We start from the raw sequence: 9,487 nt of genomic DNA, 5'->3' as shown, positions 1-9,487 counted from the left end.
GATGTCGTCAGCAGTGCTTCGAACAGTCACACGATGATCGCACTTGGGTAGTGCTTTACGGAAGGCGATTTCATCCCGCCGCCCGGTGGCCGTCCTCCAGTTCGGCCGGGCCGTTGCCGTCCTCCAGGGCGTCCAGGGCGGCGAGGACGCGGCGGCCCAGGGACGGGGGGAGGTAGTCGGGGAGGTCGGTGCGGGGGACGAGGCGCCAGGAGAGGAGTTCCTCCTCCTGGAGGTGGATGGCCTTGAGGTCGGCGTCGGTGAGGACGCCGCCGTCGTAGAGGTAGGCGACCATGGGCATGTGACCGGGGACCGGAACCCAGTCCACGGCCAGCAGGCGGCCCGGCGCGCGGTCCAGGCCGATCTCCTCCAGCGTCTCGCGGCGGGCGCCCAGGCGGGGCGTCTCGCCGTCGTCGGACTCGATGGTGCCGCCCGGCAGGCCCCACCCCGGCCGGTAGTTCGGCTCGACCAGGAAGACCCGGCCCTCCGCGTCCCGGAACAGGGTCGCGGCGGCTGACAGGACACGGGGCAGACCCGCGATGTACGTGGCGAAGTCGTCAGAGGTGGTCATCCAGGCAGGGTAACCAGGGGGCGTGGACGGCAACCCCTAGGGTTGACGCCGCGCCGGACCGAAGGAGCGGTGGAGCGAGCGGTGAGGGGACGCGGAGTGGTGGACGGTGTGGGCCGCGGGGTGCTCGTCGCCCCGGACAAGTTCAAGGGGTCGCTGACGGCGGCGGAGGTGGCCGCGCATGTGGCGGCCGGGCTGCGCGGCGCCGTACCGGGCGTCGCGGTCGAGACGCTGCCCGTGGCCGACGGCGGGGACGGCACCGTCGACGCGGCCGTCGCGGCCGGGTTCGAGCGCCGGGAGGTGAAGGTCGCCGGTCCCCTCGGGCATCCGGTGACCGCCGCCTTCGCGGTACGCGGGGACACGGCGGTCGTGGAGATGGCCGAGGCCAGCGGACTCCGCCGCCTCCCGGCCGGGACCCTCGCCCCGCTGACCGCCTCCACCCATGGCTCCGGCGAGCTGCTGCGGGCCGCGCTGGACTCGGGCGCCCGGACCGTCGTCCTCGGAGTCGGCGGCAGCGCCACGACGGACGGGGGCGCCGGGATGCTGACGGCCCTCGGCGCGCGGTTCCTGGACGAGCGGGGGGAGCCGGTCGGGCCGGGCGGCGGCGGCCTCGCCGACCTCGCCGAGGCCGACCTGACCGGCCTGGACCCCCGCCTCGCCTCCGTCGGGCTGATCCTGGCCGGCGACGTGGACAACCCCCTCACCGGCCCGTACGGCGCCGCCGCCGTCTACGGCCCGCAGAAGGGCGCCTCCCCGGCGGACGTGTCCCTCCTCGACGCCGCCCTCGCCCGCTTCGCGGCCGTCCTGGCCCCCGGCCTCGCGGACCGCCCCGGCGCGGGCGCGGCGGGCGGCGTCGGCTACGCGGCCCTCCTCCTCGGCGCCCGCTTCCGCGCCGGGATCGAGGTCGTGCTCGACGTCCTGGGCTTCACCGAAGCCCTGGCCCGCGCCGACATCGTCATCACCGGCGAGGGCGCCCTGGACGAACAGACCCTGCACGGCAAGGCCCCGGCCGGCGTGGCCGCGGCCGGCCGCGCCGCGGGCAAGGAGGTCCTCGCGGTGTGCGGCCGCCTGACCCTGCCCCCCGAGGCTCTCCACCGGGCCGGCATCGCAGCGGCCTACCCCCTGACGGCCCTGGAACCGGATCCCGCCCTCTGCATGGCCCAGGCGGGCCCGCTGCTGGAGCGGGTGGCGTCCCGTATCGCGGAGCAGCACCTGAGGTGACACCGGGGCGAGGGCAAAGCGAAGGGCCCCGGACCAGCGAAGGTCCGGGGCCCCGAAGCAGAGCGATCGCGCGTCACGGCAGCTGGGCCGCTCGCGCCTCCCTGCGGTTGTCGCGGAAGTTGTTCACCCGGCGGGCCGTGGCGAACAGCGGGATGACCGCGCCCATGACGAGCTGCAGCGCGCACCCCGCCTGGAGCAGGAGCTGCCCGCCCGGCGCGTCGAAGGCCCAGGCGGCCAGCAGCCCCATGGACAGGACGATCCAGCCGAGCACCGCGCCGGCGAGGCGGCCCCGCGGCTTGGGGTACTCGACCCGGCTCACCATCAGCCAGGCGATGCCCACAATGGCCAGCAGAGTCGCCGGGAACGGCAGCTCCAGCAGCACGATGGACACCACCGTCAGCGCGCCGAACGGCGAGGGCATGCCCTGGAACATGCCGTCCTTCACCGTCACGCACGAGAACCGCGCGAGCCTCAGTACGACGGCCAGCAGCACCACGATCGCCCCGAGAGCCGCCACCCGCTGGTGCGCGTCGTCCGCGACCATGCCGTAGACCAGGACGAAGTACGCCGGGGCCAGGCCGAAGCTGATCAGGTCGGAGAGGTTGTCCAGCTCCGCGCCCATCGGGGAGGAGCGCAGCTTGCGCGCCACCAGCCCGTCGAAGAGGTCGAACACCGCCGCGCAGAGCATCAGGATGACCGCCGTGGCCGCGCTGTGCCGGGCCATGCCGGATTCCTGGCTGCCGGTGAGGTGCGGGATCAGGATGCCGGTGGTGGTGAAGTACACCGCCATGAAGCCGCAGGTCGCGTTGCCGAGCGTGAGGGTGTCCGCTATCGACAGGCGCATAGAGAGGGGCATCTCCTCCTCGTCGCCCGCCTCGTCGGCCTCAGGCACCCAGCCCGCCTGTGTCTCTGGATCAATCACGGTCAATGCGAGTCACCCCAGCCACGGTCTTCTGACCGACCTCGACGTCGACCTCCACGCCCTCGGGCAGGTAGAGGTCGACACGCGAGCCGAAGCGGATCAGACCGATGCGGTCGCCCTGCTCGACCTTCGTGCCCTCAGGGATGTACGGAACGATGCGGCGGGCCACAGCGCCCGCGATCTGGATCATCTCGATGTCGCCGAGTTCGGTGTCGAAATGCCAGACTACGCGCTCGTTGTTCTCGCTCTCCTTGTTGAAAGCCGGAACAAAGCCGCCGGGGATGTGCTCGACCGACGTCACGGTGCCCGCCAGCGGCGCCCGGTTGACGTGGACGTTGAGCGGGCTCATGAAGATGGCTACGCGGGTGCGGCCGTCCTTCCAGGGCATGATGCTCTGCACCACACCGTCGGCGGGCGAGATGACGCGGCCCGCGGTGATCTCGCGCTCCGGGTCGCGGAAGAACCACAGCATGCCCGCCGCGAGAGCGGTGGCGGGCACGGCGACGGCCTTGGCGACGCCCGAGCGGCGGGCCCGTGCCAGGCTGAGGGCCGCGGTGGCGACGGTCGGGAGGAGCCACGGCGATGCTCCGCGCGCGAGGCGTACGCCGCCGGCTCGGCTGTCGCTGGGTGCAGAGGTTTGGCTGTGGGGCATGGATGACCTTCGTAGCGGATGATGCCGCGCAATGACGGGGGACGGCGGCTTTCCGGGGATCGTACCGGGCGCGGGCCGCAACTGGGCAAGCCAGGAAGCCGAGTCGGCGGCCGAAGACCGTCGACGGGGTGTGATCTTCTTCTCGGCGATAACACCCCGTCTCCGGACAATCAGCCCTGGAACCGATACTCTTCGAGCAGGCGGCGACCGATGATCATTTTCTGGATCTCGGCGGTACCCTCGCCGATCAGCAGCATCGGCGCCTCGCGGTACAGGCGCTCGATCTCGTACTCCTTGGAGAAGCCGTAGCCGCCGTGGATGCGGAAGGCGTCCTCGACGACCTCCTTGCAGTACTCGGAGGCCAGGTACTTGGCCATTCCGGCCTCCAGGTCGTTTCGCTCACCGGAGTCCTTTTTGCGAGCGGCGTTCACCATCATCGCATGGGCGGCCTCGACCTTGGTGGCCATCTCGGCCAGCTTGAACTGAATGGCCTGGTGCTGGGCGATCTGCTTGCCGAAGGTCTGCCGCTGCTGGGCGTACTGAACGCCCAGCTCGAAGGCGCGCTGGGCGACACCGCAGCCACGCGCCGCGACGTTGACCCGGCCGACCTCGACGCCGTCCATCATCTGGTAAAAGCCCCGGCCCGTGACGCCGCCGAGGACCCGGTCGGCCGGAACGCGCAGGCCGTCCATGATCAGCTCGGTGGTGTCGACGCCCTTGTACCCCATCTTGTCGATCTTGCCGGGGATGGTGAGACCGGGCCGGACCTCGCCGAAGCCGGGCTCCTTCTCCACCAGGAAGGTCGTCATGGACTTGTGGGGCGCGGTGCCCTCGGGGTGTCCTTCGTCACTCCGGACCAGAACGGCCACCAACGAGGACGTTCCGCCGTTCGTCAGCCACATCTTCTGGCCGTTGAGGACGTACTCCTCGCCGTCCTTCACGGCCTTGGACGTGATGGCCGACACGTCCGAGCCGAGTGCCGGCTCCGACATCGAGAACGCGCCCCGGATGTCGCCCGCCGCCATGCGCGGCAGGAAGTGGTCCTTCTGCTCCTGCGTGCCGTGCTGCTTGAGCATGTACGCCACGATGAAGTGCGTGTTGATGATCCCGGAGACCGACATCCAGCCGCGGGCGATCTCCTCCACGCACAGCGCGTAGGTGAGCAGCGACTCGCCCAGGCCTCCGTACTCCTCGGGAATCATCAGGCCGAACAGGCCGAGTTCCTTCAACCCGTCGACGATCTGCTGCGGGTACTCGTCGCGGTGCTCCAGCTCGGTGGCGACCGGGATGATCTCCTTGTCCACGAAGTCGCGGACGGTGGAGAGGATCTCCTGCTGGATGTCCGTCAGACCGGCGGTCTGGGCGAGGCGCGCCATCTACTTCACCTGCTCCTTGAGCTCGGGGCGGCCGGGCTGCTCGCCGCCGCGCTCCTTGATGTACGTCTCGGTCGGCACCATGACCTTGCGGCGGAAGACGCACACCAGGGTGCCGTCCTGCTTGTAGCCCTTGGTCTCGACGTGCACGATCCCGCGGTCGTTCTTCGACTTCGACGGCCACTTGTCGAGCACGGTCGTCTCGCCGTAGATGGTGTCGCCGTGGAAGGTCGGCGCCACGTGCCTCAGCGACTCGATCTCCAGGTTGGCGATCGCCTTGCCGGACACGTCCGGCACCGACATGCCGAGCAGCAGCGAGTAGATGTAGTTGCCGACCACCACGTTCTTGCCGAAGTCCGTGGTGCTCTCGGCGTAGTTGGCGTCCATGTGGAGCGGGTGGTGGTTCATGGTGAGGAGGCAGAAGAGGTGGTCGTCGTACTCGGTGACCGTCTTGCCGGGCCAGTGCTTGTAGACGGCCCCGACCTCGAACTCCTCGTAGGTGCGCCCGAACTGCATGCTCACGCCTCCGGAATCTCGAACTTGGACGTCCGCCGCATCCCGGCCGCGCGGCCCTTGCCCGCGATGACCAGGGCCATCTTGCGGCTGGCCTCGTCGATCATCTCGTCGCCGAGCATCGCCGAACCCTTCTTGCCGCCCGCCTCGGAGGTGCAGTACTCGTAGGCGTCCAGGATCAGCTCGGCGTGGTCGTAGTCCTCCTGAGAGGGGGAGAAGACCTCGTTGGCGGCGTCCACCTGGCCGGGGTGCAGCACCCACTTGCCGTCGAAGCCGAGGGCGGCGGCACGGCCGGCGACCTCGCGGAAGCCGTCCACGTTGCGGATCTGGAGGTACGGGCCGTCGATCGCCTGGAGGTCGTTGGCGCGGGCGGCCATCAGGATCTTCATCAGGATGTAGTGGTAGGCGTCCGCCGGGTAACCGGGCGGCTGCTCGCCCACGACCAGCGACTTCATGTTGATCGACGCCATGAAGTCGGCCGGACCGAAGATGATCGTCTCGATACGCGGACTGGCGGCCGCGATCTCGTTGACGTTGTTGAGACCCTGGGCGTTCTCGATCTGGGCCTCGATGCCGATCCGGCCGACCTCGAAGCCCATCGTCTTCTCGATCTGCGTCAGCAGCAGGTCCAGGGCGACCACCTGCTGGGCGTTCTGCACCTTGGGCAGCATGATGCAGTCGAGGTTGGGGCCGGCGCCCTCGACGACCGTCACGACGTCACGGTACGTCCACTCGGTCGTCCAGTCGTTCACCCGTACGACCCGCGTCTTGCCTGTCCAGTCGCCCTCGTTGAGGAACTTGACGATGGTGTGCCGCGCCTCCGGCTTGGCGAGCGGCGCGCACGCGTCCTCCAGGTCCAGGAAGACCTGGTCGGCCGGGAGACCCTGCGCCTTCTCCAGGAACCGCGGGTTGCTGCCCGGCACCGCCAGACAGGAGCGGCGCGGACGCAGGCGGTTGACAGGGGTCGTCATGCGGGGACCTCCAGGGGGTCGAGCTTGTTCGCTGTGCGGATCTCGTCGACGATACGGCCGATGATTCCGGTGATGTCGAAGTCCTTCGGGGTGAACACGGCGGCCACGCCGGCCGACTTCAGCAGTTCGGCGTCGGCGCCCGGGATGATCCCGCCCGCGATCACCGGGATGTCGTGCGCCCCGGCCTCGCGCAGCCGGTCCAGCACGTCCGGCACCAACTGGGCGTGCGAGCCGGACAGGATGGACAGGCCGACCGCGTGCACGTCCTCCGCGAGGGCGGCGTCCACGATCTGCTCCGGGGTCAGCCGGATGCCCTGGTAGACCACCTCGAACCCGGCGTCACGGGCGCGTACGGCGATCTGCTCGGCGCCGTTGGAGTGCCCGTCCAGGCCCGGCTTGCCCACCAGGAAGCGCAGCTTGCCCACGCCCAGGTCGCGCGCGGTGGCGTCCACCCGCGCCCGCACCCCGGCCATCGCGGACCCGGCCTCGGCGGGCACCGCCACCGGGGCGGAGGAGACGCCGGTCGGCGCCCGGTACTCGCCGAACACCTCGCGCAGCGCCCCCGCCCACTCGCCGGTCGTGACGCCGGCGCGGGCGCACTCCAGGGTGGCCTCCATGAGGTTGTCGGTGCCCTTGGCGGCCTCCTTCAGCTTCTCCAGCGCCTTGCACGGGCGCGGGTGGTTGAAGGGCGGCTGGTAGCGGGTGTCCCGCCAGGTGCCCAGCGCCTCGATCACCCGGTTCTCCACGGCGGGGTCGACCGTCTGGATGGCGGTGTCCAGATCGGCGGTGAGCGGGTTGGGCTCGGTCGTCTCGAAGATGTTGACGCCGATGATCTTCTCTTCGCCCGACTCGATCCGCGCCCGCCGCTCGGCGTGCGAGGCCACCAGCTGGGCCTTGAGGTAGCCGGACTCGACGGCGGCCATCGCGCCGCCCATCTCCTCGATCCGGGCCATCTCCGCGAAGGAGTCGTCCACCAGGGCGGACACCTTCTCCTCGATGACGTGCGAGCCGGCGAAGATGTCCTCGTACTCCAGCAGGTCGCTCTCGTGCGCCAGCACCTGCTGGATGCGCAGCGACCACTGCTGGTCCCAGGGCCGGGGCAGGCCCAGCGCCTCGTTCCAGGCGGGGAGCTGCACCGCACGCGCGCGGGCGTCCTTCGACAACGTCACGGCCAGCATCTCCAGCACGATCCGCTGGACGTTGTTCTCCGGCTGCGCCTCGGTCAGGCCGAGCGAGTTGACCTGGACGCCGTAGCGGAACCGCCGCTGCTTGGGGTTCTCGATGCCGTACCGCTCGCGGGTGACCTGGTCCCAGATGCGGCCGAAGGCGCGCATCTTGCACATCTCCTCGACGAAGCGGACGCCCGCGTTGACGAAGAAGGAGATCCGGGCCACCACGTCGCCCATGCGCTCCTCGGGCACCTGGCCCGAGTCGCGCACCGCGTCCAGCACCGCGATGGCGGTGGACATGGCGTACGCGATCTCCTGGACCGGCGTGGCGCCGGCCTCCTGGAGGTGGTAGCTGCAGATGTTGATCGGGTTCCACTTGGGGATGTGGGACACCGTATACGCGATCATGTCGGTCGTCAGCCGGAGCGAGGGTCCCGGCGGGAAGACGTGCGTCCCGCGCGAGAGGTACTCCTTGACGATGTCGTTCTGGGTCGTGCCCTGGAGCCGGGTGATGTCGACACCCTGCTCCTCGGCGACGACCTGATAGAGCGCCAGCAGCCACATGGCGGTGGCGTTGATCGTCATCGAGGTGTTCATCTGGTCCAGGGGGATGTCCTGGAACAGCCTGCGCATGTCACCCAGGTGCGAGACGGGCACGCCGACCCGGCCGACCTCGCCGCGGGCGAGGATGTGGTCGGCGTCGTAGCCGGTCTGGGTGGGCAGGTCGAACGCCACCGACAGACCGGTCTGGCCCTTGGCGAGGTTGCGCCGGTACAGCTCGTTGGACGCCTCCGCCGTCGAGTGTCCGGCGTAGGTCCGCATGAGCCACGGACGGTCCTTCTGACGCGCCTGCGGCGCCTGACGCTCTGTCACGTGTCGCTCCTCAGACGTTCCGGAAGCGGTTGATCGCGTCGATGTGCTCGGCGCGCAGCTCGGCGTCGCGGACGCCGAGGCCCTCCTCGGGGGCCAGGCACAGCACGCCGACCTTGCCCTGGTGGAGGTTGCGGTGCACGTCGTACGCGGCCTGGCCGGTGTCCTCCAGGGAGTACACCTTGGACAGCGTCGGGTGGATCTTACCCTTGGCGATCAGGCGGTTGGCCTCCCACGCCTCGCGGTAGTTGGCGAAGTGGGAGCCGATGATGCGCTTGAGCGACATCCACAGGTAGCGGTTGTCGTACTCGTGCATGTAGCCCGAGGTCGAGGCGCAGGTGGTGATGGTGCCGCCCTTGCGGGTGACGAAGACGCTGGCGCCGAAGGTCTCGCGGCCGGGGTGCTCGAAGACGATGTCGATGTCCTCGCCGCCGGTCAGCTCGCGGATGCGCTTGCCGAAGCGCTTCCACTCCTTGGGGTCCTGGGTCCGCTCGTCCTTCCAGAACTTGTAGCCCTCGGCATTGCGGTCGATGATCGCCTCGGCGCCCATCGAGCGGCAGATGTCGGCCTTCTGGTCGCTGGAGACGACACAGATCGGGTTGGCGCCGCCGGCGAGGGCGAACTGGGTGGCGTACGAGCCGAGCCCGCCGCTGGCGCCCCAGATCAGCACGTTGTCGCCCTGCTTCATCCCGGCGCCGTTGCGGGAGACGAGCTGGCGGTAGGCGGTGGAGTTGACCAGGCCGGGGGCGGCGGCCTCCTCCCAGCTCAGGTGGCCGGGCTTCGGCATGAGCTGGTTGGACTTGACGAGGGCTATCTCCGCGAGCCCGCCGAAGTTGGTCTCGAAGCCCCAGATGCGCTGCTCGGGGTCGAGCATCGTGTCGTTGTGGCCGTCGGAGGACTCCATCTCGACGGAGAGACAGTGCGCGACGACCTCGTCACCGGGCTTCCAGGCGTTCACTCCGGGGCCGGTGCGCAGGACGACGCCGGCGAGGTCGGAGCCGATGATGTGGTACGGCAGGTCGTGCCGCTTGGCCAGCTCGTTGGTGCGCCCGTAGCGCTCCAGGAACCCGAAGGTGGACAGCGGCTCGAAGATCGAGGTCCACACCGAGTTGTAGTTCACCGAGGAGGCCATGACGGCCACCAGGGCCTCGCCGGGGCCCAGCTCGGGCAGCGGCACCTCGTCGAGGTGGGTGGACTTGCGGGGGTCCTTGTCGCGGGTCTCGAGGCCCGC

At 69.9% G+C, this 9,487-nt stretch carries 9 protein-coding genes; 1 reads left to right on the top strand and 8 read right to left on the bottom strand.

The genetic code is table 11. From position 1 onward, the window contains the following. Positions 1-70: 70 nt before the first annotated feature. A complete protein-coding gene (locus CCN33_RS03680; RefSeq protein WP_086691041.1) occupies positions 71-568 on the bottom strand; it encodes an NUDIX domain-containing protein in 498 nt (165 codons plus the stop codon). An 81-nt stretch (positions 569-649) separates the two neighbouring features. Between CCN33_RS03680 and CCN33_RS03675 the strand changes: the two genes are divergently transcribed. After that, entirely contained in the window at positions 650-1,786 is a 1,137-nt protein-coding gene (locus CCN33_RS03675; protein ID WP_244173604.1) for a glycerate kinase, read from the top strand. A 73-nt stretch (positions 1,787-1,859) separates the two neighbouring features. Here CCN33_RS03675 and pssA read toward each other — a convergent pair whose 3' ends face one another. The 7 genes from pssA to ccrA all read right to left on the bottom strand — a co-directional run. After that, positions 1,860-2,714: a CDP-diacylglycerol--serine O-phosphatidyltransferase gene (pssA, locus tag CCN33_RS03670; protein ID WP_086691039.1), complete on the bottom strand. Its 855-nt coding sequence runs from the start codon at positions 2,712-2,714 to the stop codon at positions 1,860-1,862. Then, complete coding sequence (locus tag CCN33_RS03665) at positions 2,701-3,360, bottom strand: phosphatidylserine decarboxylase (RefSeq protein ID WP_086691036.1); 660 nt, start codon at positions 3,358-3,360, stop codon at positions 2,701-2,703. The genes pssA and CCN33_RS03665 overlap by 14 nt, the downstream gene beginning before the upstream one ends. Positions 3,361-3,530: 170 nt before the next feature. Beyond that, positions 3,531-4,736 (bottom strand): acyl-CoA dehydrogenase family protein, encoded by a 1,206-nt coding sequence (locus tag CCN33_RS03660; protein WP_086691034.1) that lies wholly within the window; start codon positions 4,734-4,736, stop codon positions 3,531-3,533. Further along, complete coding sequence (locus CCN33_RS03655) at positions 4,737-5,249, bottom strand: MaoC family dehydratase (protein ID WP_086691032.1); 513 nt, start codon at positions 5,247-5,249, stop codon at positions 4,737-4,739. A gap of 2 nt (positions 5,250-5,251) precedes the next feature. Then, entirely contained in the window at positions 5,252-6,217 is a 966-nt protein-coding gene (locus CCN33_RS03650; protein WP_086691030.1) for an HpcH/HpaI aldolase/citrate lyase family protein, read from the bottom strand. Further along, the gene (locus CCN33_RS03645) at positions 6,214-8,259 is read right to left on the bottom strand and encodes a protein meaA (RefSeq protein WP_086691028.1); all 2,046 of its coding nucleotides are present in this window, start codon (positions 8,257-8,259) and stop codon (positions 6,214-6,216) included. The genes CCN33_RS03650 and CCN33_RS03645 overlap by 4 nt, the downstream gene beginning before the upstream one ends. Positions 8,260-8,269: 10 nt before the next feature. After that, on the bottom strand, positions 8,270-9,487 hold a 1,218-nt coding region (ccrA, locus tag CCN33_RS03640), incomplete at its 5' end, for a crotonyl-CoA carboxylase/reductase (protein ID WP_086691026.1).

Origin of the sequence: Streptomyces recifensis (genome assembly GCF_002154615.1) — a bacterium.
Lineage (GTDB): Bacteria > Actinomycetota > Actinomycetes > Streptomycetales > Streptomycetaceae > Streptomyces > Streptomyces griseoluteus.
The sequence above is the reverse complement of the archived record's forward strand: the minus strand, read 5'-3'. Positions and strand labels throughout refer to the sequence as shown.

Bases quoted from the DNA above. Each gene is read 5' to 3' on its own strand.
- CCN33_RS03680 (WP_086691041.1), bottom strand. From the start codon at position 568: ATGACCACCTCTGACGACTTCGCCACGTACATCGCGGGTCTGCCCCGT.
- CCN33_RS03665 (WP_086691036.1), bottom strand. From the start codon at position 3,360: ATGCCCCACAGCCAAACCTCTGCACCCAGCGACAGCCGAGCCGGCGGC.
- CCN33_RS03660 (WP_086691034.1), bottom strand. From the start codon at position 4,736: ATGGCGCGCCTCGCCCAGACCGCCGGTCTGACGGACATCCAGCAGGAG.
- CCN33_RS03655 (WP_086691032.1), bottom strand. From the start codon at position 5,249: ATGCAGTTCGGGCGCACCTACGAGGAGTTCGAGGTCGGGGCCGTCTAC.
- CCN33_RS03650 (WP_086691030.1), bottom strand. From the start codon at position 6,217: ATGACGACCCCTGTCAACCGCCTGCGTCCGCGCCGCTCCTGTCTGGCG.